A 20,440-nucleotide genomic window follows, 5' to 3' on the forward strand; every position below is an offset into this window, starting at 1 on the left:
ATGCGAGCACCGAGGAGGCGTGTCGCCTCCCACTGAGCGTAAGAACCAACAGTTCAAAAACCTTCTGACCTGCACTAATTGACAAACGCCCTGGTCACGCTGGGTAGAAAGTCGAACTGGCAGTGTGGGGGTCAGGGGTTCGAGTCCCCTCAGCTCCACCCCTTCAAGGCTCGGTCTGACGACCGGGCCTTATTTTTTCGCCCTCACGCGTTGGGCGGGGTCGCCGATAGGTCTAGGGAGAGGTCGTTTCCCCGGACAGAGGCGGTGTGAGTGGTTCGCTGGGTGAAAGCGGTCCTGGTGACCCTTACCGTCCTGGTCGCCCTGGCGGCGGCCGGTTTCGGTGCTTCGGTGCTGTACGCCGGCAACCAGGTCGGCCGGGACGACGTGCTCAGCCAGGCCTCCGCACTACCAAAGATCACCAAGGGCTCCGAGTACGTCGTGATCACCGGCCCGTCGACCGGGCTCAGTTCCGACGCGGCCGTGGGCACCGGCATCAACTACCTCGTGCTCGGCATCGACACCCGGGCCGGCTGGACCCAGGGCCAGTCCCGCAGCGACACGATCATGCTGGTCCACGTCGACGGCGACCGCCGGCACGCCAGCGTCGTCTCGTTCCCGCGCGACTCCTACGTCTACATCCCACCGGTCACGGGCCACTGGGCCGGCGGCCGGACAAAGATCAACGCGGCGTACGCGTGGGGCGGCGCACCCCTGGTGGTGCAGGTGATCAGTCACCTCGCCGGCGTGAGCATCGACCACGTCGTACGGGTGGATTTCGCCGGCGTCCGGAAAATCACCGACATCGTCGGCGGGGTCGACGTGACCGTGCGCAAGACGGTCCGGGACGGCCGCACCGGCTACGTCTTCAAGGCCGGCGTCAACCATCTGGACGGCAAGAAGGCCGAGATCTACGTACGCCAGCGGTACGGCCTGGCCGAGGGCGACTTCGACCGGGTCCGCCGTCAGCAGCAGTACCTGCACGCGCTGGCCGGCCGGGTGCTGTCGATGGGCGTGGTCACCAACCCCATCCGGCTCAACCAGTTGCTGTCCGAGGCGGCCAAGTCGCTGGTCGTCGACCAGGGCCTGGACCTGAGCAGCACCGTGCGCGAACTGTCCCACCTGCGCCAGGACGACCTGAGCTTCACCACGATCCCGTCCACCGGCTTCGTGCACACCCCCGGCGGCACCGCGAACCGCCTCGACACCAACGGCTGCCGGGCCCTGTTCCTGGCGTTGCGCACCGACACCATGACCGACTACTTCCGCACCCACAAGAGCTACCAGGCGGTCACCGGCGCGTGACAGGGTGGCGGCATGCCTGACCCCGACGAGTTGCGGCTGCGCCAGCGGGCCGCGACCGGTGACGCCGAAGCGCAGGACGACCTGATCGCCCTGGCCGTGGACCGCAACGACCTGAACGAGCTGCGCCGCCTGGCCGACGCCGGCAGCTCCGACGCCGCCGACCACCTGATCGAGCTGGCCGGCGAACAGGGCAACCTGCCCGAGCTGCGCCGCCTTTCCGACCAGGGCTTCTCCGACGCCACCGCAGTCCTGATCGAGACCGCCGGCGAACAGCACAACCTCGCCGAACTTCGCCGCCTGGCCGAAGCCGGCCACAGCGACGCCGCCGAGGTCCTCGCCGAACTGACCGACGAAGACTGAGTCAGCGCGCCGGTGGGTTTCGGCGTAGGGCTCGGACCTTGGCGTCGGGCTGGTCCGCGGTTGTCGCGGTGCGCATGCCGTTCAGGTAGCCGTCGGTTTCCCGGCGCTCGCCGAACTCGGCCGTCAGGTCGGTCAGGCGCTCGGTCAGCGCCTCGAGGTCGCGCTCCCGGTCGGCGGCGATCTCGGCGCGCAGGCCGGCCAGCAGCTCACCCAGTTCGCCGCCAGGCGTCGGCGACTGCTGCAGGCGGAGCTGGCGCAGGATCTGGTCGCGGGCGAACACCACCAGGACGGCCAGCCAGGAGAGCACGAAAAGACCGGTGACCAGCGAGAAGACGGCCAATGGGCGCAGGTTCGGCGGAGGTGGCGGCAGGCCGGCCGGGCCGGGCGCCGGCGTCTGGCCGGACGGCATCGAGCTCAGCAGGGTGACGATCAGCGCGCCGGTGGCCGCGGTGGCGATGATGATCGCGACCACGAGCAGCTTGCTGATCTGGAGCTGGAATCCCCGCTCGGTCATGGTTGGAGGCTAGTGACCCGGGACCGTCAGCGCGACAGTCCACCAGAGACAAGCCGGGTATCTGTCACCCGGATTTGCGACGCCGCAGCAGTCTCCGATAGGGATCAAGCATCCGATCGAGGACCGTTTCCAGCGCCTCACGGTCGGCTCGCGGGATCGGCGAGTCGGCGGCGAGGAGCCGGCCCAGCTCGTGGACCAGCGGATGTGCGGCCGGAGCAGCCGGCGCGGGGCCGCTGAGCCGATCGGGATAAGCGGCCAGGACCAGCTCGTTGATGCTGCGGCCGAGCACCGGCGCGATCCGCTCGATCGATTTGATGGTCGGGCGCTGCTCCTCGCTCAGCCAGCGCAGGACGACCGACGGGTCGGTGCCGACCGCGCGGGCGAAATGGGTCGGCGTCGGGAAGCGCGCGGCGAGGATCGCTTCCTTGAGGTAGACGCCGAATCCGGTGGACATCGGCTCAGCATAGGCGCGGCTTCCGCACCTACCCCTCGACATTTCGACGGATTGGCTATGTCGCCCGGCGCTGCTACCGTCATTGTCTCGATAACCAATGACCCCGGGTGAGAGGTCGTGGCAACGTGGTTCGCGCGATGATCCTGATCGGCATCGTCGTCTGCGTAGCGGCGGCGGCGTTCGCGCTCCGGCACGCCCGCTCCCGACAACGCCACCCGGTCCCGGCGGCACCGGGTGCTTCCGTGGCGGCGGAGGCACCCGGTGCGGTTATCAAGCGGCGCCGCCACGACAACAGCGGCCTCTCGCACTTCTCCGCGAGCCACCGCGGCTACCGGCAGATGCCCCGCATCGAAGAGCTCAAGAAGCGCCCGCGCTAATTTAGGAACGCTCGTTCTTGACTGACCGTTCCTAAATTGGTTACCGTGTTCGCATGGGCCGGCCAAGAGCATTCGACGAGGCCGAGGTGGTCGCCTCGGCGGCGGCACTGTTCGCGTCCCGGGCGTACGACGGAATCTCCGTCGACGACCTGGTCACCCACCTCGGTGTGCACCGCAACAGCCTCTACCAGACGTTCGGCAGCAAGCGCGGCCTCTACCTGAGAGCGCTGCGCCGGCACCTCGACCACGAGGTCCGCCCCGCGCTGCAAAGCGACCCGAACCAGGCCCCCCTCGACTTCCTCCTGCTGGCCGCGGTCGAGCGGGCGCCCGCCGACGCCGAGGTCGCCACCGAGATCACCCGCATCCTGGCCGAGTTCGACGAGGCGCTGTCGCCCGCGACCACGGCCGCACTGCTCGGTCACCGCCTGCGGGCCCGAGCAACCCCGACACCGTAAGGACAACGCTGATGGCGCAGATCAACATCGACGGCGACAACCTGATTGTGGAGATCGAAGGCTGGGACAAACTCTGGGCCCTGAAGAGCCGCCTGGAGATCCCCCTGGCCAACGTCCGCGGCGCCACCGCCGACCCCGGCATAGTCCGCGGGCCGAGGGGCATCCGCACCGCCGGCTCCCACTTTCCCGGCGTCCTCACCGCCGGCGCCTTCCGGATAGACGGCGAAAAGGTCTTCTGGGACGTCCACGACCCCACGAAGGCCATCGTGATCCAACTGGCCGACGAGCGCTACACCCGCCTGATCATCGAAGTCGCCGACCCCCGCGAAACAGTCGACCGCGTCGAGCGCGCCATCGTGGACGGTGGCCGCGCGTAAAAGTGCCCTATGACCCGTCCCACATCGGCGCGGCGGCGTTTACCATTGGCCGCCACGTAAGCCATGGTGATCCGCGAGCATCATCGGCCCCCAACGAAGGGATGCTTTGTGAACCGGCCCTGGAGCCGCATCGGCGTGCGATCCGCGTCCCTGGCCCTGCTTCTGGCAGGCGTAGCCGGCGGCGTTTACCTGGGCAAAGGCCACGAAGCACAACAATTCTCGGCGCACGATGCCGCCCTGGAAGTCGCTCAGGTCGACGCCGACGACATGCAGCTGCTGAAACTGCGACAGCGCGAACACGTGGCGGCCCGCGCATATCAGCGTCAGGCCGAGGGTGACGCCGCCGAAAAGGCCGCGGCCGAGGCCAGGACGGCGGCCACCAAGGCCCACACGCTGAACACGAAGATGGTCGAGGCGAAGAAGGCCGAGGAGGCCCGGAAGAAGGCCGAGGCGGGCGGCCCGGTCGCCTACGCCGGCCCGATCCCCGCCAGCTGCAACGAATACAGCGGAAGCCGCCAGATCGGTTGCGCCCTGATGCTCGACTCCGGTTTCGGCCTGGACCAGTTCCCCTGCCTGGACAAGCTGTTCAAGAAGGAAAGCGGCTGGAACTACCGAGCCGAAAACCGCAGCTCCGGCGCGTACGGCATCCCCCAGGCCCTGCCCGGCAAGAAGATGGCCTCGGCCGGCGCCGACTGGAAGACAAACCCGGCCACCCAGATCAAGTGGGGCCTGGGCTACATCGAGGGCCGCTACGACACCCCCTGCAAGGCCTGGGCCCACTCGGAAAGCGTCGGCTCATACTGACTCGTTCGGTTTCTGAGCTTGTTCAGTTAAGCTGAACAGCATGCAGGACCGAACACCGACCATGACCCGTGTCCTGGAGACCGTCCGGGAACGCTTGCGTGAGTTCGGCATTGCGCTCGAGATCGACCAGTCCCACGGCGATGTGACCCTCTCGCACGGAGTCACCCAGGCCCGATATGCGCTGGAAGTCACCGAGCAGATGACGCTTGGCTCCTTGGCGCCGCGCAGGTCCACGGCCCCGGCCCAATCTCTGCTGGTCGCCGGTGAACAGATCAGCCGGCGCAGTGCCGCCGCGTTCCGCGACGCGGGCATCCAGTTCGTGGACACTCTGGGGAACGCGTACCTCGAGTTCGGTCCGGTGCACATCGAGGTGCAGGGGCGCACCGCCCCGGCCGGTCACCCTCCGATACGCGGTTCGGCGGCTCCGCGACCGACCAACCTGTTCAGTTCGGGCCGTTCCCAGGTCATCCTGGCACTGCTGGCGTGGCCGGAACTCGTGGGCGGAAAGGTCCGCCAGATCGCGGCGGCCGCTGGCATCTCGGTGGGTCAGGCGCACGATGCGCTGGGTCGCCTGGAGGAGGCCGGCTATCTCGTACCGTCCTCGAAAGCCCTGAACCGGCGCGACGAACTCCTCGACTTCTGGACCGCCGCATACCCGGCCGGCCTCGGTCGCCGACTCGAGATCGCCCGCTACCACGGTGATCCCACCCGGCCGATCAACAGCAGGTCGCTGCTGCATGTCAGCGGCGAATCGGCGGCCGGCGTCGACATCGCCCGCCCGGCGACCCTCACGGTCTACGTCGATTCGCTCGAACCCGACCTACCGATCCTGAACAGATGGACGGCAAGCCCGGACCACGTGCCGAACGTCTTCGTCCGCAAGAGGTTTTGGACCTCCCCACGTCCCGACGAAAGCCCTTCGGAGTCGACGACCCCGAACGCACCGTGGCAACTCGTCTACGCCGACCTCGCCGCCACCGGCGATCCTCGACTGGCCGAAGTGGCCAGAACCTGGAGGGCTCATTGTGCTCGATCCGGCCAGATCTGATCCGTCCCTGCTGCATCCGGTCGACACCGTCGTCGCCGAACTCTTGGCGAAGGCGACGCTGCTGACCGGCGACGAGGTCATGGTCATCGGCGCCTGCTGCCGCGACATTCTGCAGAGCGCGCTGGGCCACGACTTCACGTTGCGTGCCACCGCCGACATCGACCTCGGCCTGGCGGTCGCCAACTGGGCCGCCTATGACGAACTGGCCGGGGCGCTTCCATCCACCGGCAGCACCGGCATCCGATTCCGGATCGCGAACACTTCAGCCGACCTCATGCCATTCGGCCCGGTGGAGGACCCACCGGGCACTGTGACCCCGCCCGCCCGACGCGAAGCGATCAATGTGTGGGGTTTCGCTGAGGCGTTCGCGGCTTCGCTCGAGCTCCGGCTCCCGCGTGCGGGCACTATCCGCATCCCGACGGTCGCCGGCTATGCCGCCCTGAAGCTGGCCGCGTGGCTGGATCGCAGCGCCTACGGCGAATACAAGGACGCCGTAGACATCGCCACCGCCATCTTCTGGTACCTGCGGTCGCCGGAGATCTCGACTTACATCTACGAGACGGACCACGGCCAAGACCTGTTGATGCAGGAGGGTCTGGACGATGCCGCGGCGGCGGCCCGAGCCCTGGGTGAGGAAATCGCCCGCATCGTCGGCACCGAGCGTTTGTCGGAGATCTCCGATCGTTGGACATCCACCCCGAAACACCTGCTGTACCAATACATGGCGGTGACGAACGCGCCCGACTGGCCCAACTCCGCCGACCGCCGTCGAGAGCTGATTGAAGCAATGGAACGAGGCGTGGGAATCAGGAGTTGATAGCGCGGGCGACGAATCGGAGCAGGAGCCAGCCGAGCAGGGCGGCGGCGAGGGCGAGGCCGGCGGTGCGCCAGGAGCCGGTTGCCATGGCGGTGGCGAACGTGCCGATCGACAACAGTGAGCCGATCGTGCCGATCGACAGGACCGAGGCGACGGAGCCGACCGAGAGGATCGACAGGACGGAGCCCAGCGAGGCGACGGACAGGATCGATCCGAGCGAGCCGACCGACAGGATCGAATCCTTCGAATAGATGCTCAGGATCGAGCCGCTGGACCGGTAGGACAGGATGTTCCTGGTGCGTGGCATTCACCAATCGTGATGCAGCGGGGCCGGCCGCACATCGACCACGACCGGTCGGCGCGGGATGGTTCCGCGCTCAACCGATCGGTGGAGAGCATCAACCGATGGGGATCGCGATCGTGCCCGGGAACACCGGGTTCTCCGCTTCGTCGAGCATGGCCGCGGCCACGGTTGCCCGGCTCACCCGGGCCGGGAACAGGCGTTTCGGCGCCTCGTTCAGGCCGACTGTTTGCCGGGTTTCGCTGAGCGGGCCGTTCGACAACATTCCGGCGTGGAAGACCGTTCCGCCGGCGGCCAGAATGGCGGCGTCGGCGGCGACCTTGTCGGGCAGTTCGGCGCCGAGCATTTTCAGCAGCGTGCGGGTGAAAGCGCCGGCCGCGCGGGCGGACGGGCCGGTGCCGAACGCGCCGAGCCAGATGGCGCGCTGTGGCTGGGCGGCGACGACGGCTCGGGCGCCGGCGGTTAGCGCGCCCGGTTTGTCGCCGCCGGCGATGCCGAGGCCGGAGAGCACGATTTTCTGGCCGGCCAGGGCCGCCGCGATGGATTGCTGATCGCGGACATCGGCGCTGACCCGGATCAGCCGGGTTGAATCCGGGACGGTGATGCGGTCAATGGTGCGGGCGATCGCCGTGACCGTGTGGCCGCGTTCCAGCGCCTGCCGGGTCAGTTCGAGGCCGGTCGCGCCGGACGCCGCGAGAATGGTGAGTTCCATGTCAGTGCACATCTCTCTCTTGCAGCAACAACAGCAATTCCGGGTGTACGCCGGGGGCCGCGGCCAGGATGTCGGATCGTCCCGGCTGCCACGGCCGCCCGCGCAGGTCGGTCACGACGCCGCCGGCCTCGGTGACGAGCAGGACGCCCGCGGCCACGCCGACCAGGTCGCACTCGTCCTGCCAGTAGGCGTCGACGTGACCCGCGGCCAGGTCCAGCTGGGGAAACGTGCTGGGCACCGTCGAGCGGATGAACAGCACCCGGTCCAGCAGATCCGCCACGGCGTCGCCGAAGCACCGGCACGTTCTCCTTGACCAGGGTGACCGTCACCGCCCACTGGTCCATGCCGTGCACGTAGTTGACGCCGCCCTCGATCGGGTCGACGGCCCACCATTCGCCCGGTGGAAGTGTGGTCATCTCCTGCTCGTCGCCGATCCAGCGGGCCTCGGGCCGGATCTCGGCGAGCGCGGGCTTCAGGATGCCGGTGACGAGTTCGTCCAGGCGTCGGCCCGCCGTACCCATCTCCGCTTTGTTCGCCGGGCGCGCCGTCTCGGCGTACCCGTCAAGCAGTGCCTCGCCTGCCTGGACAACGACGGCCTGGACCGGTTGCAGCAGCTGTTTCATCGTGGTTTTCCGTTTCAGCGCAGCGGGCGGAGGACGTCGAGCGCGGCGGCGTGCAGGCCGGGCGCCGCGGCCAGGTAGCCGTCGCTGGTGAGCTGCCACGGCTTGCCGTCGAAGTCGGTGACGGTGGCGCCGGCCTCCTGCGCGATCAGCACGGGTGCGATGTGCGAGCGCAGGTTGTCGAACTGCCAGTGCAGGTCCATCCGGCCGGCGGCGACCTGGGCGAGCTGGTGGCTGACCGGCACCGATGCGCGTACATAAAGGGCGTTTTGCATCATCGCCGCGATGGCGGCGCCGACTCGCTGCGCATTGGCCGGGTCTCGGTTGGGCTTGGCCTGGCCGGTGCCGGCCAGCGCCACTGACAGGTCGGTCTTTTCCGAAACATGCGTGGGTACGCCGTTCAGAAGCGCCCCCTGACCCGCGACGGCGGTGAACGTCTCGCCGGCCGCCGGGAAGTGCAGCACGGCGAGGACGGGCCGGCCGTCGCGCACCAGGCTGACGCCGATGTTCCAGTCGGCCATGCCGTACAGCGCGTGCAGGTTGCCGCCGACCGGGTCGACGACCCACCAGTCGCCGTCCGGCATCGCACCGGCGCCGTGCTCGTCGGTGTTCCACCCGGAGCCGGGCAGCGCGGCGGTCAGGGCGGGCCGGAGCACCGCGGTGACGGCGTCGTCGTTGACGCGCAGCGCGGCCATCAAGGCCTCAGCGGTCGAGGGCCGGGAACCGATCAAAGGCAACTGCTGACCGGCTTCATGTACGGCGGTGATCGTGGCTTCAAGCATGGTTCTACCTTCGAGCCGCGCCACGATTAAGTCCAGCGCACTCTCGTTACCCTAGGATTTACCGTCATGCACTTGGATTTGAACCTGCTGACGGTGCTCGACGCGCTCCTCGAGGAGGGCAGCGTCCTCGGCGCCGCGGAGCGGCTGCGGCTCTCCTCCCCCGCGGTCAGCCGCTCGCTGGGGCGCATCCGGCGGCTGACCGGCGACGACATCCTGGTGCGCACCGGCCGCACGATGACCCCGACGCCCTACGCGCTGGCCGTCCGCGAGCGGGTCGGCGACCTCGTGCGGCAGGCCCAGGAGGTGCTCGCCCCCAGCCGGGAGCTCGACCTGGCCGGGCTCGACCGCACCTTCACGCTGCAGTGCCACGACGCCCTCGCCACCGCGCTGGCGCCACCGCTGCTGAGCACGATCTCGGAGCTGGCCCCCGGCGTACGCCTGCGCTTCCTGGCCGAGCCGGCCTCCGACAACGACGACCTGCGTCACGGCCGGATCGATCTGGCGATCGGCGCGACCGCCCCCGACCTGCCCGAGTTCCACTCGGAAACCCTCGGCCACGACCAGGTCGTGGCGATCCTGCGCCACGATCACCCGTGTGCCGGGCGACTCGACCTGACCGCGTACGCCGCCCAGCCGCACATCCTGGTCTCCCGCCGCGGCCGCCTGACCGACCCGGTCGACGACCTGCTGGCCACGCACGGCCTGCACCGCCGGGTTCTCGCCTCGGTGAGCACCGCCGCGAGCGCCATGCTGATCGTCAGCCGGACCGACGCCGTCCTGACCGCCCCCGAGGCGACCTGGCGCCCCCTGATCGAGACCTTCGGCCTGCGCACCGAACCCCTCCCGTTCCCCGCTCCGGCCCCGCCGATGATCAGCAGCTGGCACCAGCGTTACGAGACCGACCCCGCCCACATCTGGCTGCGAACCCAGGTCCGCAAGGCCGCGGCCGGCTCGCTCGTGGCGGATCGGTGAGCATGCCGGTGCGGATCGGTTGCCCCGCTCAGCGCCCGGATCGGCCGGGCCGAACGGGCAGGCATGCGTCTGATCCCCGGGTTCCGTCATGGCCGTGCCAGCTCCTCCGCCACGTGGGTCCGGCGGTCCGGCCGGGTCGCCCTGATGGCCGGCCTGGTCACCCTCGGCGTGGCCCTGGCACCGGCGTCGCCGGGCCTCGCGGCGGACGTCCCGGCGGCGGCGCAGGCCGGCGCAGGTGAGCCGGCTGATGCGGTAACCGACACCCCGCCCGCGATCGTGACCACCGACCCGGTGCTGCGCGTCATGCCGCTCGGCGACAGCCTCACCTTCGGCAAGCGCGACCCGGCCGAGAACGGCTACCGCGCGACCCTGCACGACTGGCTGACCGCGACCGGCGTGCCGGTCGACTTCGTCGGCTCGCAGAAGAACGGCACCGGGGCCGACACCGACCACGAAGGACACCCCGGCTGGCGGATCGCCCAGCTCACCGAGAACATCGACCAGTGGATGGCCGACTCGCGCCCCGATGTCGTGCTGCTGGACATCGGCACCAACGACCTGCTCCACCACGACCGGATCGCCGAGGCGCCGGCCCGGCTGACCGACCTGCTCGACCACATCGTCACCGCGAACCCGCAGGTCCGCATCGTGCTGGCCAAGCTTCTCGTCGTCGACCTCGGGCACGAGGCCAACTTCCAGGCGTACAACGAGGCGCTGGCCGCGGTGGCCGACCTCTACCCGGACAACGTCACGCTGGTCAGCATGGCCCCGGTGCCGGTGGCGAACACGGCCGACCACGTCCACCCGAACCCGCTGGGCTACCAGCAGATGGCGTACCAGTGGTACTGGGGCCTGCGCGACGTCGTGCCGTCGGCTCGCATGTGGACCCCGGTCGCCAACCCTTTCGACTCTTAGCCCTGGCCCCAGCCGCTGGCGCGGATCCAGGTGGGCAGGTCCCACGCGGTCGGCTCGATCGACTTCACCGCGCCGAGGTCGGCCTGGTAGGCCGGTGTTTCGGCGAACCAGCGGAACATCGCCTGCGCGTCCTCGTTGTCGCCGAGCACGTGCAGGGGCAGGGCTTCGTACCGGGCCGGCAGCCCGGCGTGCGCACCGAACGCGGCGGCGATCTGGCTGCCGGTGCGCTCGTCGCCGGCGATCTCGATGGCGCCGCCGGCCGCCTTCGCGGTGCCGAGCAGGAACGAGGCGCTGATCTGCCCGATGTCCCGCACCGAGACCAGTTGCAGCGGGATGCCGTCGGGCAACGGCCAGCGGAACACGATCTCGCCGTTTTCGACGCTCGGCCCCATGGACGTGAAGTTCTCCATGAAGGCGACCGGCCGCACCAGCGTCGCCCGCAGGCCGGACTGCTCGAGGTGCTCCTCCACCCGGCGCTTCGAGTCGAAGTGCGGCACGCCCGACTCGCGTTCGGCACCACCGACCGAGCTGAAGACGACGTGCGGCACGGCCGCCGCGACCGCCGCCTCGACGAGGGCGATGCCCTGCCGGGTCTCGCCTTCGATCTCGGCGGGGCTGGTGCCCTCCGGGGTGGTCATGAAGAAGAAGGCGTCCACCCCGTGAAGCGCGGCCGACAGCGACGCGGCGTCGCCGATGCCGACCGGCGCGAGCTCGACCCCACGGCCGGCGAGCGCCCGCGCCCGCTCCGACTCGGGGTTGCGGACGAGGGCGCGCACGCGCGCGCCGCGGGACAGGAGCGCGTCGATGACCGCCCCACCCTGTTTGCCGGTGCCACCGAAGACCGCGATCGTGCCGGCTGGCTGCGTGTCCATGGTTCCTTCTTCCGTCGCGTACACCTCAATAGTTCTTGCCAGGAATTAAATTAGTTCTCGGCAAGAACTTCCGCAAGGTAAGCTGGCGCACAGCGAAGAAAGGTGTGCCGGTGACCGGGAACGACGGCTTCGGAAACAACCTCGTCTGGCTGTCCGTGCTGGTCCAGCGCCGATACGCGCAGATCTGCGCCGACCACGACCTGACGTCGACCCAGGCCACCCTGCTGTGCGTGATCAAGGATCAGCCGCAGGGCATGGGCGAGCTGGCGCAGTTGCTGGGCGTGGCCAAGAACGCCCTGAGCGGCCTGGTCGACCGCATGGAACGGCGCGGCCTGGTGCAGCGCGAAACACTCCAGCACGACCGGCGGGCGGTCGCGCTCAACACCACCGCGCTCGGCAAGGAGATCGTCAGCGCCCTCTACGCCGACGTAGCCACCCGCATGCCAGACATCGCCGCCACCCTGCCCCCCGACGAGCAGCACCAGCTCGCCGACTCCGTCGCCCGCATCACCGCCCCCGCCAACCTGAGCATGCGGTAGGGCAGTACGTCCGCCGGTTTGCAATGGAGTTGCTGTCGGCCTACCTGAACGCCTATCGGGCGGCGCGCCAGTTGCCGGCCTTGCGGGCCCGGCGGATGAGGATGCAGGCAGCGAACCCGCCGACCAGGACCGCCCAGATGCTGGCCTCGGGCCCGAAGGTGCCGCCACTGAAGAAGGCGGGGCCGTGCGGGGTGCCGGTGAGCAGGCCGCCGGTGGCGCTGTCGGAGCCGGAGACGGTCGCGCCGAAGATGCCGGACTCGGCGAAGTTCCAGCCCAGGTGCAGGCCGATCGGGAGCCAGAGGCTGCGGGTCGCGGCGTAGGCGGCGCCGGCCAGCAGGCCGCCCTCGATGGCGATCGACAGCGCGCCCCAGACGGTGGCGTGCGGGTTGATCAGGTGCAGGCCGCCGAAGACGACGCCCGAGACGATCAGCGCGACCAGGGTGCCCCACCGCTCCTCGACGATGCGGAAGAGCACGCCGCGGAAGGCCAGTTCCTCGATGGTGGCGACGCCGATCATCATGCCGAAGCTGGCGACCATGCCCCCGAACGAGCCGCCGTGCAGCCGATAGCCGTTACACATGAAGATCAGCGCGAGGGTGAGCACGAACAGGCCGATGCCGAGCAGCGTGCCGCGGGTCAACTGCCGGGGCATCGTGCTGAGGCTGATCTCGGAGGCGCGGCGCTCCTCGAGCCAGGAGACGAGCTTCCCGTAGCCGAACAGGACGATCCCCGCCGTCGCCAGCCCGACGACGATGCTCAGGACCGGGTTGCTCCCGGCGGCCGCCGTCAGCAACGGCGTGCAGAGCGCCTCGACCGCTAGAAAAACAACCAGCAGAAACGCGAGCCGAACCCCGATCGGCCGCAGCCAGCGCGGCGGCCCCGACCGAACAGCCTTCTCAGAACCAGCGTTCTCGATACGCATTTTCTTCTCCCCAGCAGCCCGCGGAATCGCCCCGCACCAACGAGAAGAACGCTATGGAGATCGACCAGCGTAAAAATCCCCCCGCGGTGGACAATCCCTTGTCCCCCGCGCGAGGGACACAGTTTCGCGCCTGGGAGCTGTCCGCCTGTTCGGCGACAGGAAACCATGATGTTGTACGTGTCCGGATGGGTGAGCGGGGGCCGTGGTGAGCAGTAACAGGGTGTTGGTCTCAGGGGCGAGCATCGCGGGGCCGGCGCTGGCCCACTGGCTGCGCCGGCGCGGGGCTGAGGTGACCGTGGTGGAGCGCGCGCCCGGGCTGCGTCCCGGCGGGCAGGCGGTGGACGCGCGCGGGGTGGCCAAGGAGGTCATCCGTCGGATGGGGCTGGACGCGGCCGTCCGTGCGGCCCGCACCGACACCGCCGGCGCGTACTTCGTCGACGTGGACGGGAAGGTGCTGGAGACGTTCCGCGCGGACGACGACGGCGGCGACGGGTTCATCGCGGAGATCGAGATCCTGCGCGGCGATCTGTCCCAGGTGCTGTACGACGACACCCGCGACGGCGTCGAATACCTCTTCGGCGACCGGATCGCCGAGCTCACCCAGGACGCGGACGGGGTCGACGTGACCTTCGCGGGCGGCGGCCGGCGACGCTTCGACCTGGTGGTCGGGGCGGACGGGCTGCACTCGGCGCTGCGCGCGATGGTCTTCGGGCCGCATGAGCGGTTCGTTCGCCACCTCGGTCGCATGATGGCCTTCTACACGGTGCCCAACGCGTTCGGGCTGGACCGCTGGCTGATCGACTACCAGGAACCCGGGACCGGCCGCTCCGCCGGCCTGCGGCCCATCCACGACGCGACCCGCGCCATGGCCATGTTCTCCTTCCCGACAGCGGACCTGGACATCGACTACCGCGACATCACCGCCCAGAAGCGCCTGCTGCGCGAACGAACGGCCGGCCTGGGCTGGCAGGCCCCGCAAATCCTCACCCACCTGGACGACACCCCGGACTTCTACCTGGACCAGGTAGCCCAGGTGGTGATGGACCGCTGGTCGAACGGCCGGGTAGGGCTGCTGGGAGACGCCGCGTTCAGCTCGTCACCACTGTCCGGGGCGGGCACCGGCCTGGCCTTGGTCGGCGCCTACCTGCTGGCCGGCGAACTGGCCGCTCGACAGCGAAGCCCTAACCGACTTGATCGACCGCGCAATCAACGGCGTCAACTTGCCCGACTACACAGACCTGCCGGATTCCCGGCCTACAGCCAAACCCACCACGCCATAGGCCACACCCCAGGGCGACCACCAGACCGCGCGGCGCGACCACCAGACCGCGCGGCGCGACCACCAGACCGCGGGGTTTCCGGGGGCTCGGCCCCCGGAGCAGATATACCGAAACGGCCCCCGGTTCGCGCTTTCCGCGAACAAGGGGCCGCCACGCCGTGGAGGTGCCGGGAATCGAACCCGGGTCCTTCGTTGTTTTGTCAGGGCTTCTCCGAGCGCAGCTCACTATGCCTCTACTCGCCCCTACCGATCATGTGAGCAAGTCGGTATGACAGGGCCAGCCGTGTTTAATCTCGTCGCGCGGTCCTCACGACTGGGACCGGTTGACCAACCTTCTAGCTGATGCCGGAGGTCTGGGACGAAGGTGTTCCCAGTCCGACAGACTCGCTACTTACCTCAGGCGGCAAGAGCGAAGTCAGCGCGATTGTTATCGGCGCTTATAAGTTTCCGACGACCGATTCTCGAGACGACGTCGGCTTCCTCGGCTCGCTTCCCCTGTCTCCACGTACGAAGTCGAAACCAGTCACCCCCCAGTCAGTGCAACCTGGCAATCTTAGCCCACCGAACAGGCTCCGCCCACGACGGAGCACCCGCTCGGCCGCGCCTTGCCTCGGCCGCCGCTGCTGACCTGGTAGCCGAAGGTGAAGGTGGACCCGGGCGCCAGCCCGTCGCCGGTGAAGGTCAGTCTGCTGCCGGACTGGGAGCCACGCGCGTTCCACGTGCCCGTCAGGCGCAGGTTGCTCAGGCCGTTGTTGCTGACGGTCACGGTCCACGACTGGGCGGTCCGGCCGTTGTTCCGGATTCGCACCGCGGCGACGTACCCCTGCTCCCAGCTGGCCGCGACGCTCAGCGTGGCCGCGAGATCAGACGAACGGGCCGCCTTGGTCGCGGTGGGCTTCGAAGCCGACGGCTTGGTGGTCGTCTTTCCCGGTACGGGGGTGTGCTTGGTCGCCTTGGGCGAGGCGGAGGTGCGGCTGGGCGACGGAGACACCGTGCGGGACACCGAGGGCGACGGGGAGGCCGTGTCGAGGACGAGAGCCGGCGTGTGGGCGGCCTCGGCCGGCCCGACCGCTCGCACGGCGATCCAGACGACCATCATGACCAGGACCGCGACGGCCGCGCTGAGGACTATTCGGGCGGGACCGAGCGGGCGCGCGGAGTGCTTCGGCGGCACAGGCTCCCCCTCCCTTGATCTAGGGGCGCCCGGCAGCGTACCTGGTCAGGCCATGCCTTTGGAACGTCGGCCCATCGCGCGGTTGATTTCCTTCTGGGCGTCCCGAGTGGCCAGATCCTGGCGTTTGTCGTAGCTCTTCTTACCGCGGGCCAGCGCGATCTCGACCTTCGCGTACCCGTTCTCGAAGTAGACCTGGAGCGGCACCAGGGTCGTGCCGTCGTCGTGCAGCTTGCCCTGGATCTTGCGGATCTCGTCGCGGTGCAGCAGCAGTTTGCGGACGCGGCGCGGCTCGTGGTTGGTCCAGGTGCCCTGCGTGTACTCCGGGATGTGCAGGGCGTGCAGGAAGATCTCGCCGTTGTCTTCGTGGCCGAAGGCGTCGGTCATCGCCGCCCGGCCGGCCCGCAGCGACTTGACCTCGGTGCCGGTCAGCACCATCCCGGCCTCGTAGGTGTCGAGGATGGCGTAGTCGTGGCGGGCCTTGCGGTTGGAGGCAACGACCTTCCGCCCCTGTTCGCGTGGCATGAGCTCCCCAAAAAGACCAACCCTACAGGGGAAATCAGCAAAGGCAGGACGGCAGGTAGCGGAGCGGATTTTTCGGTACGCCGTCGAAGCGCGTCTCGAAATGCAGATGATTGCCGGTGGAGGCGCCGGTGGTCCCGACCCGCCCGATCACCTCGCCGCGTCGCACGTACTCCCCCACGTGCACCAGAATGCGCGACTGGTGCCCGTAACAGGTCTGGAAGCCCACCCCGTCGAGCTTGCCGTGGCTGACGCAGGTGTAGTTGCCGTACCCGCCGTTCCAGCCGGTCCTGATGACGTGCCCGGCGGCGGCCGCGTGGATGGGGGTGCCGCCGGGGGCGGCGATGTCGGTGCCGGCATGCAGTTGCCAGACCCGGTAGTACGGGTCGTAGCGGTTGCCGAAGTCGCTGGTCTTCCAGCCGTGCACGGGCATGAGCAACCGCCCGCCCAGGTACCGCCCGTCGTTGCCGGCCTTCACCGACCAGCCGCGCAGCGCGGACCGGATGCGATTCTCCTCGGCGAGGGCGGCCCGGTAGCGGGCGAGCACGCCGGCCCGCTCGGCGTTGGCGGCGCGCAGCGCGACCTGGCGGGTGGCGGCGAGCTGCGTCAGGGCCTGCTGCGCGTTGACCGCGGCGACCTGAGCGGCCTTGGCCGCGGTGAGCTTGCTCAGGGAGACCGCCTCGGCCGCTTCGGCGTCGCGTTTGGCGAGCCCGGCCCGGTCCTGGATGGTGCGGGCCTGGGCGCGGGTGTGGATCAGCCGGTCGACGTCCTGCTGCTGGGTGCGCATGAGCTGGTCGACGAGGCTGAGCCGGTCCATGATGTCGGCCGGCCCGGTGGCGTCGACGAGCACGTTGAGCCGGGAGAACGAGCTGCCCATGTAGGTGGCCTGGGCGATCTGGTCGACGCGCTCGCGGGCGTCGGTGAAGTTGTCCTGCGCCACCTCGAAGTCGCCGGCGACCTTGGCATAGGCGGCCCGGGCGACGTCGGCGCGACGGCCGGCGCTGTTGGCCGCGGCGATCGCGGCGGCGACGGCGCCACGGGAGGTGGCAACCCGCCGCTGCGCGGCCGGCATCGCCCGGGTTGCTGCTTCCAGGCGAAGTGCGGCGGTGCGCGCTTGCGCGGTGGCGTTTTCCAGTACGGCCTCGGCCCGGTCCACTTCGCGGGAGGCGGTGTCGCCGGGGTCCGCGGGAGCGGGAGAAGGTGCCACTATCAGGCTGACAAGGCACGCAGATATTGCCAAAACGGGCCATACCCTGCTATGTCGACATTTGGACCACACAGCGACCCACCGTACCCGCATGAACCGCTACCCAAGGTCCAAATCGCCCAACGGCCGCGTCCCCTCTGAGGGGCGCGGCCGTCAAGGAGTGCCTTTAGTCCGCTCAAGGGCGGCGGAGGGGCGGTGGGCGGTGAATCAGCTGGGAATCTAGACCTTGAGGTAGAAGCGCAGGGTGACCCAGGCGGTGACCGCGCTGACCACCGCACCCACGCCGGCCAGCAGGGGCAACATCAGCCACACGTTGCTGTTGTGCACCGGGGTCAGGATCGTGGTGAGCGCATGAAGCTTGTGGTCGAGCAGCACGACCTTGCCGATGAACAGCACCACGAAGCCGATGACCGAGCCGACGATGCCGGCCACCACCGCCTCGAGCACGAACGGCGCCTGGATGAACCAGTTCGAGGCGCCCACCAGCTTCATGACCGCGACTTCTCGCCGTTTGCTGTAGGCCGCCACCTGGATCGTGTTACCGACCAGCAGCAGCGCCGCGACAGCCATGAAGGCGGCCACCCCCAGCGAGCCGAACTGGAAGCCGTTGAAGATGTTGAACACCTTGTCGAGCAGCGTCCGCTGGTCGATGACGTCCTGGATGCCTTCCATGCCCTTGATCTGGTCGGCGAAGGACTTGTACTGCTCGGGGTCCTTCAGCTTGACCCGGAACGACTCGGGCAGGCTGTCCGGGCCGACCGACTTCACGAAGTCGGGCGAGTCGGCCCAGAGCTGCTGGAAGCGGGTGAACGCCTCCGCGCGGGTCTCGTACGTCTTGTCGGACACCAGCGGGTTGCTGGAGATCGCCTGATCGATGGCGGATCGCTGCGCATCGGTGACGTCCGAGCGCAGGAAGATCGACACCTCGATCTCGCCGTAGTAGTAGTTCTTCATCTGGTCGACCTGCATGTACAGAAGCACACTGGCGCCCAGCATGAAGAGCGAGACCGACATGGTGATGACCATGGCGATCGTCATCGTGACGTTTCGCCACAGGCCCACCAGGACCTCGTTGAGGACGTACTTAAACCGCATCGGGGGGTTCCTTCCGGGACTCCGCGTCGTGCCAGTTCAGGGGTCGGGGATGCTACGGAGCCGGGCTCAGCCGTAGACGCCGCGGGCCTGGTCGCGCACGATGCGGCCGCTCTCGATCTCGATGACGCGGCGGCGCATCTGGTTAACGATGTTGGAGTCGTGGGTGACCATCACGACCGTCGTGCCGGTCCGGTTGATCCGGTCCAGCAGGCGCATGATCTCGATCGAGGTGTCCGGGTCGAGGTTACCGGTGGGCTCGTCGGCCAGCAGGATCAGCGGCCGGTTCACGAACGCCCGGGCGACCGCGACCCGCTGCTGCTCACCACCGGAGAGCTCGTGCGGATAGCGGTGTTCCTTGCCGCCCAGACCGACCAGCTCGAGGACCTCGGGCACGACCCGGCGGGCAACCGCCTTGGTCTTGCCGATCACCTCGAGGGCAAACGCGACATTTTCGTACGCGGTGCGGTTGGGAAGCAGGCGGAAGTCCTGGAAGACGCAGCCGATCGAGCGGCGGAAGTGGGGAACTTTCCAGGACCTGAGCGTCGTCACGTCCTTGGTGTTCACCACCACCTTGCCGCGGGTCGGAGCGACCTCGTGCAGGAGGAGTTTGATGATCGTCGACTTGCCGGAACCGGAGGGGCCGATGAAGAAGACGAACTCACCCTTCTCAATGCCCACGCTCACGTCGTCCAGCGACGGGCGAGACGCCTTGGGGTACGTCTTCGTCACGTTCTCGAGCTGAATCACGAGAGCGGAGTCTACGCGGTGTAACGAAATCGCCAACCCCGGCGGGTGCGCCAATCTGCACCCGGCATGCCGGAACAGGCATTCCGGCGGGCGACGCCTGACCGAACGTTCAGGCATCGTCGCCGTATGTAGTGGATCTTATATCAGCCTTCCGTCTGGCCGGTCTTGCGCCAACGGATCCCTGCCTCGATGAACTCGTCCAACTCGCCGTCGAACACCGACGACGGGTTGCCCTGCTCGTGCTCGGTACGCAGATCCTTCACCATCTGATACGGGTGCAGAACGTACGACCGCATCTGGTCGCCCCACGAGCCGGTGGTGTCGTGCTTGAGGCCGGCCATCTTCGCCTCTTCCTCCTGGCGCTTGCGCTCGAGGAGCCGCGCCTGGAGGACCCGCATGGCCGAAGCCTTATTTTGCAACTGCGACTTTTCGTTCTGACACGTCACCACGATGCCGGTCGGGATGTGGGTGAGCCGGACAGCACTGTCCGTAGTGTTGACGCTCTGCCCACCCGGGCCCGACGAGCGGTAGACGTCGACCCGGATCTCGTTCTCCGGAATGTCGATGTGGTCGGTCTGCTCGACCACCGGCATCACCTCGACGCCGGCGAAGCTGGTCTGCCGGCGGCCCTGGTTGTCGAACGGGCTGATCCGGACGAGCCGGTGCGTACCGGCCTCGACGCTGAGCGTGCCGTACGCATACGGCACCTTGACCGCGAAGGTCGCCGACTTGAGGCCGGCCTCCTCCGCGTACGACGTGTCGTAGACCTCGGTGGGGTAGTTGTGCCGCTCGGCCCATCGCATGTACATCCGGAGGAGCATCTCGGCGAAGTCGGCGGCGTCGACACCGCCGGCGCCGGCCCGGATGGCCACGACCGCCTCGCGCGAGTCGTACTCACCGGAGAGGAGGGTGCGGACCTCCATCTCCTCGATGGCCTTGGCCAGCGTGACGAGCTCGGAGCCGACCTCGGCGATCGAACCCTCGTCACCCTCGGCCTCGGCCATCTCGAGCAGCAGGCCGGCATCGTCGAGGCGGGAGCGCAGCCGCTCCATCCTGGAGAGCTCGCCGGAAATGTAGGACAACCGGCTGTTGACGTCCTGCGCCCGCGCCTGGTCGTCCCACAGGTCGGGGGCCGAGGCCTGTTCCTCGAGGTCAGCCTTGTCCTCGCGCAGCTTGTCGACGTCCAGGACGTTCTCGATGTTGCGGAGGGTGGCGTCTAACGCCTTGAGTTGCTCAGGAAAGTCGGCAGCGGTCACGACACCCAAGACTACGCCGC

25 protein-coding genes, 1 other RNA gene and 2 pseudogenes are annotated in these 20,440 nt (G+C 68.6%); 12 read left to right on the top strand and 16 right to left on the bottom strand.

Features of this window, described 5'->3' with window-relative positions; translation table 11 throughout:
* The first annotated feature begins 282 nt into the window (after window positions 1–282).
* Both AB0E90_RS38160 and AB0E90_RS38165 read left to right on the top strand, forming a co-directional pair.
* Entirely contained in the window at window positions 283–1,302 is a 1,020-nt protein-coding gene (locus AB0E90_RS38160; protein ID WP_360416777.1) for an LCP family protein, read from the top strand.
* A gap of 12 nt (window positions 1,303–1,314) precedes the next feature.
* Window positions 1,315–1,662: a hypothetical protein gene (locus AB0E90_RS38165; RefSeq protein WP_360416779.1), complete on the top strand. Its 348-nt coding sequence runs from the start codon at window positions 1,315–1,317 to the stop codon at window positions 1,660–1,662.
* 1 nt (window position 1,663) lies between these two features.
* On the opposite strand, the gene AB0E90_RS38170 is transcribed toward AB0E90_RS38165, so the two are convergent.
* Both AB0E90_RS38170 and AB0E90_RS38175 read right to left on the bottom strand, forming a co-directional pair.
* The gene (locus tag AB0E90_RS38170) at window positions 1,664–2,176 is read right to left on the bottom strand and encodes a hypothetical protein (protein ID WP_360416781.1); all 513 of its coding nucleotides are present in this window, start codon (window positions 2,174–2,176) and stop codon (window positions 1,664–1,666) included.
* 64 nt (window positions 2,177–2,240) lie between these two features.
* Complete coding sequence (locus AB0E90_RS38175; RefSeq protein WP_360416783.1) at window positions 2,241–2,630, bottom strand: helix-turn-helix transcriptional regulator; 390 nt, start codon at window positions 2,628–2,630, stop codon at window positions 2,241–2,243.
* 137 nt (window positions 2,631–2,767) lie between these two features.
* Between AB0E90_RS38175 and AB0E90_RS38180 the strand changes: the two genes are divergently transcribed.
* The 6 genes from AB0E90_RS38180 to AB0E90_RS38205 all read left to right on the top strand — a co-directional run bounded on the left by AB0E90_RS38180 (window position 2,768) and on the right by AB0E90_RS38205 (window position 6,508).
* Window positions 2,768–3,007, top strand: coding sequence for a hypothetical protein (locus tag AB0E90_RS38180; protein ID WP_360416785.1), 240 nt, complete (start codon window positions 2,768–2,770; stop codon window positions 3,005–3,007).
* A 53-nt stretch (window positions 3,008–3,060) separates the two neighbouring features.
* On the top strand, window positions 3,061–3,462 hold the full coding sequence (locus AB0E90_RS38185) for a helix-turn-helix domain-containing protein (RefSeq protein ID WP_360416787.1): 402 nt from the start codon (window positions 3,061–3,063) through the stop codon (window positions 3,460–3,462).
* Between the two features lie 11 nt (window positions 3,463–3,473).
* Window positions 3,474–3,839, top strand: a complete 366-nt coding sequence (locus AB0E90_RS38190) for a hypothetical protein (protein ID WP_360416789.1) — start codon at window positions 3,474–3,476, stop codon at window positions 3,837–3,839.
* 108 nt (window positions 3,840–3,947) lie between these two features.
* The gene (locus AB0E90_RS38195; RefSeq protein WP_360416940.1) at window positions 3,948–4,643 is read left to right on the top strand and encodes a lytic transglycosylase domain-containing protein; all 696 of its coding nucleotides are present in this window, start codon (window positions 3,948–3,950) and stop codon (window positions 4,641–4,643) included.
* 40 nt (window positions 4,644–4,683) lie between these two features.
* The gene (locus AB0E90_RS38200) at window positions 4,684–5,691 is read left to right on the top strand and encodes a type IV toxin-antitoxin system AbiEi family antitoxin (protein WP_360416791.1); all 1,008 of its coding nucleotides are present in this window, start codon (window positions 4,684–4,686) and stop codon (window positions 5,689–5,691) included.
* The gene (locus AB0E90_RS38205) at window positions 5,669–6,508 is read left to right on the top strand and encodes a hypothetical protein (RefSeq protein WP_360416793.1); all 840 of its coding nucleotides are present in this window, start codon (window positions 5,669–5,671) and stop codon (window positions 6,506–6,508) included. Before AB0E90_RS38200 ends, AB0E90_RS38205 begins: the two co-directional genes overlap by 23 nt.
* Here the strand turns inward: AB0E90_RS38205 and AB0E90_RS38210 are convergent.
* The 5 genes and pseudogenes from AB0E90_RS38210 to AB0E90_RS38230 all read right to left on the bottom strand — a co-directional run bounded on the left by AB0E90_RS38210 (window position 6,498) and on the right by AB0E90_RS38230 (window position 8,923).
* Window positions 6,498–6,815: a hypothetical protein gene (locus AB0E90_RS38210; protein ID WP_360416795.1), complete on the bottom strand. Its 318-nt coding sequence runs from the start codon at window positions 6,813–6,815 to the stop codon at window positions 6,498–6,500. The genes AB0E90_RS38205 and AB0E90_RS38210 overlap by 11 nt on opposite strands.
* 91 nt (window positions 6,816–6,906) lie before the next feature.
* Window positions 6,907–7,521 (bottom strand): NAD(P)-binding oxidoreductase, encoded by a 615-nt coding sequence (locus AB0E90_RS38215; RefSeq protein WP_360416797.1) that lies wholly within the window; start codon window positions 7,519–7,521, stop codon window positions 6,907–6,909.
* 1 nt (window position 7,522) lies between these two features.
* Complete coding sequence (locus tag AB0E90_RS38220) at window positions 7,523–7,801, bottom strand: inositol monophosphatase family protein (RefSeq protein ID WP_360416799.1); 279 nt, start codon at window positions 7,799–7,801, stop codon at window positions 7,523–7,525.
* A 22-nt stretch (window positions 7,802–7,823) separates the two neighbouring features.
* Window positions 7,824–8,144, bottom strand: a pseudogene (locus AB0E90_RS38225) (inositol monophosphatase family protein); the annotation flags it as partial.
* Between the two features lie 14 nt (window positions 8,145–8,158).
* Window positions 8,159–8,923, bottom strand: a complete 765-nt coding sequence (locus AB0E90_RS38230) for an inositol monophosphatase family protein (protein ID WP_360416801.1) — start codon at window positions 8,921–8,923, stop codon at window positions 8,159–8,161.
* Window positions 8,924–8,989: 66 nt separating this feature from the next.
* On the opposite strand from AB0E90_RS38230, the gene AB0E90_RS38235 reads away from it, so the two are divergent.
* Entirely contained in the window at window positions 8,990–9,895 is a 906-nt protein-coding gene (locus AB0E90_RS38235; protein WP_360416803.1) for a LysR family transcriptional regulator, read from the top strand.
* A gap of 63 nt (window positions 9,896–9,958) precedes the next feature.
* Window positions 9,959–10,810, top strand: a complete 852-nt coding sequence (locus AB0E90_RS38240; protein ID WP_360416805.1) for an SGNH/GDSL hydrolase family protein — start codon at window positions 9,959–9,961, stop codon at window positions 10,808–10,810.
* Here AB0E90_RS38240 and AB0E90_RS38245 read toward each other — a convergent pair.
* Window positions 10,807–11,682 (bottom strand): NmrA/HSCARG family protein, encoded by an 876-nt coding sequence (locus tag AB0E90_RS38245; protein ID WP_360416807.1) that lies wholly within the window; start codon window positions 11,680–11,682, stop codon window positions 10,807–10,809. The two genes, AB0E90_RS38240 and AB0E90_RS38245, sit on opposite strands and share 4 nt — an antisense overlap.
* A 110-nt stretch (window positions 11,683–11,792) precedes the next feature.
* Here AB0E90_RS38245 and AB0E90_RS38250 point away from each other — a divergent pair, with 110 nt between their 5' ends.
* Window positions 11,793–12,221 (top strand): MarR family transcriptional regulator, encoded by a 429-nt coding sequence (locus AB0E90_RS38250; protein ID WP_360416809.1) that lies wholly within the window; start codon window positions 11,793–11,795, stop codon window positions 12,219–12,221.
* A 52-nt stretch (window positions 12,222–12,273) separates the two neighbouring features.
* On the opposite strand, the gene AB0E90_RS38255 is transcribed toward AB0E90_RS38250, so the two are convergent.
* Entirely contained in the window at window positions 12,274–13,143 is an 870-nt protein-coding gene (locus tag AB0E90_RS38255) for a type II CAAX endopeptidase family protein (RefSeq protein ID WP_360416811.1), read from the bottom strand.
* A 220-nt stretch (window positions 13,144–13,363) separates the two neighbouring features.
* Here AB0E90_RS38255 and AB0E90_RS38260 point away from each other — a divergent pair.
* Window positions 13,364–14,311: pseudogene (locus tag AB0E90_RS38260) on the top strand (FAD-dependent monooxygenase); the annotation flags it as partial.
* 267 nt (window positions 14,312–14,578) lie between these two features.
* Here the strand turns inward: AB0E90_RS38260 and ssrA are convergent.
* From ssrA to prfB, 7 genes are all read right to left on the bottom strand, one after another.
* Window positions 14,579–14,953, bottom strand: a transfer-messenger RNA (tmRNA) gene (gene ssrA / locus AB0E90_RS38265).
* Window positions 14,954–14,975: 22 nt separating this feature from the next.
* Complete coding sequence (locus AB0E90_RS38270; RefSeq protein WP_360416813.1) at window positions 14,976–15,596, bottom strand: cellulose binding domain-containing protein; 621 nt, start codon at window positions 15,594–15,596, stop codon at window positions 14,976–14,978.
* 45 nt (window positions 15,597–15,641) lie between these two features.
* Complete coding sequence (gene smpB / locus AB0E90_RS38275) at window positions 15,642–16,118, bottom strand: SsrA-binding protein SmpB (protein WP_360416814.1); 477 nt, start codon at window positions 16,116–16,118, stop codon at window positions 15,642–15,644.
* Between the two features lie 34 nt (window positions 16,119–16,152).
* Window positions 16,153–17,322 (bottom strand): M23 family metallopeptidase, encoded by a 1,170-nt coding sequence (locus AB0E90_RS38280; RefSeq protein WP_360416816.1) that lies wholly within the window; start codon window positions 17,320–17,322, stop codon window positions 16,153–16,155.
* Window positions 17,323–17,541: 219 nt separating this feature from the next.
* A complete protein-coding gene (ftsX, locus tag AB0E90_RS38285; protein ID WP_360416818.1) occupies window positions 17,542–18,417 on the bottom strand; it encodes a permease-like cell division protein FtsX in 876 nt (291 codons plus the stop codon).
* 66 nt (window positions 18,418–18,483) lie between these two features.
* Complete coding sequence (gene ftsE / locus AB0E90_RS38290; RefSeq protein ID WP_203728313.1) at window positions 18,484–19,164, bottom strand: cell division ATP-binding protein FtsE; 681 nt, start codon at window positions 19,162–19,164, stop codon at window positions 18,484–18,486.
* A gap of 143 nt (window positions 19,165–19,307) precedes the next feature.
* Window positions 19,308–20,420: a peptide chain release factor 2 gene (gene prfB / locus AB0E90_RS38295; RefSeq protein WP_360416821.1), complete on the bottom strand. Its 1,113-nt coding sequence runs from the start codon at window positions 20,418–20,420 to the stop codon at window positions 19,308–19,310.
* Window positions 20,421–20,440: the final 20 nt, after the last annotated feature.

This window comes from Actinoplanes sp. NPDC026619, assembly GCF_040638295.1.
Lineage (GTDB): Bacteria > Actinomycetota > Actinomycetes > Mycobacteriales > Micromonosporaceae > Actinoplanes.

Bases quoted from the DNA above. Each gene is read 5' to 3' on its own strand.
- AB0E90_RS38255 (WP_360416811.1), bottom strand. From the start codon at position 13,143: ATGCGTATCGAGAACGCTGGTTCTGAGAAGGCTGTTCGGTCGGGGCCG.
- AB0E90_RS38235 (WP_360416803.1), top strand. From the start codon at position 8,990: ATGCACTTGGATTTGAACCTGCTGACGGTGCTCGACGCGCTCCTCGAG.
- AB0E90_RS38230 (WP_360416801.1), bottom strand. From the start codon at position 8,923: ATGCTTGAAGCCACGATCACCGCCGTACATGAAGCCGGTCAGCAGTTG.
- AB0E90_RS38165 (WP_360416779.1), top strand. From the start codon at position 1,315: ATGCCTGACCCCGACGAGTTGCGGCTGCGCCAGCGGGCCGCGACCGGT.
- ftsX (WP_360416818.1), bottom strand. From the start codon at position 18,417: ATGCGGTTTAAGTACGTCCTCAACGAGGTCCTGGTGGGCCTGTGGCGA.
- AB0E90_RS38170 (WP_360416781.1), bottom strand. From the start codon at position 2,176: ATGACCGAGCGGGGATTCCAGCTCCAGATCAGCAAGCTGCTCGTGGTC.
- AB0E90_RS38190 (WP_360416789.1), top strand. From the start codon at position 3,474: ATGGCGCAGATCAACATCGACGGCGACAACCTGATTGTGGAGATCGAA.
- AB0E90_RS38180 (WP_360416785.1), top strand. From the start codon at position 2,768: ATGATCCTGATCGGCATCGTCGTCTGCGTAGCGGCGGCGGCGTTCGCG.
- AB0E90_RS38245 (WP_360416807.1), bottom strand. From the start codon at position 11,682: ATGGACACGCAGCCAGCCGGCACGATCGCGGTCTTCGGTGGCACCGGC.
- AB0E90_RS38175 (WP_360416783.1), bottom strand. From the start codon at position 2,630: ATGTCCACCGGATTCGGCGTCTACCTCAAGGAAGCGATCCTCGCCGCG.
- AB0E90_RS38185 (WP_360416787.1), top strand. From the start codon at position 3,061: ATGGGCCGGCCAAGAGCATTCGACGAGGCCGAGGTGGTCGCCTCGGCG.
- smpB (WP_360416814.1), bottom strand. From the start codon at position 16,118: ATGCCACGCGAACAGGGGCGGAAGGTCGTTGCCTCCAACCGCAAGGCC.
- AB0E90_RS38200 (WP_360416791.1), top strand. From the start codon at position 4,684: ATGCAGGACCGAACACCGACCATGACCCGTGTCCTGGAGACCGTCCGG.
- AB0E90_RS38210 (WP_360416795.1), bottom strand. From the start codon at position 6,815: ATGCCACGCACCAGGAACATCCTGTCCTACCGGTCCAGCGGCTCGATC.
- AB0E90_RS38240 (WP_360416805.1), top strand. From the start codon at position 9,959: ATGCGTCTGATCCCCGGGTTCCGTCATGGCCGTGCCAGCTCCTCCGCC.
- AB0E90_RS38215 (WP_360416797.1), bottom strand. From the start codon at position 7,521: ATGGAACTCACCATTCTCGCGGCGTCCGGCGCGACCGGCCTCGAACTG.